This is a genomic window from Pseudomonas khavaziana (assembly GCF_019145205.1).
In the GTDB taxonomy this organism is placed as follows: Bacteria; Pseudomonadota; Gammaproteobacteria; order Pseudomonadales; family Pseudomonadaceae; genus Aquipseudomonas; species Aquipseudomonas khavaziana.
On sequence record NZ_JAHSTT010000085.1, the window covers coordinates 1 to 210 of the forward strand.

The following is a 210-nucleotide window of genomic DNA, read 5'->3' on the forward strand; positions in this document are numbered from 1 at the left end:
TCAGTGATCTGGACGGTCTGGGTGCTCTTGTCGATGAACACGTCATCGGTCGGTGCAGGGACCGTTACCGTCCCAACGGTATCGCCCGCCTTGATGGTGATCGACGAGCCGTTGTCCAGCTTCAAGGTGACGTCAGTACCCGCCTTGTTGCTCAAGGTGGCGGTGTAGGTGATCTGGCCACCTTCGTTAACAGCACTCGGTGCAGTCAGT

General features: G+C 58.1%; 1 protein-coding gene. It reads right to left on the minus strand.

Features of this window, described 5'->3' with window-relative positions; all coding sequences use genetic code 11:
• Positions 1 to 210: immunoglobulin-like domain-containing protein (locus tag KVH01_RS29640; protein WP_318836595.1), on the minus strand; the 210-nt coding region annotated here is incomplete at both ends.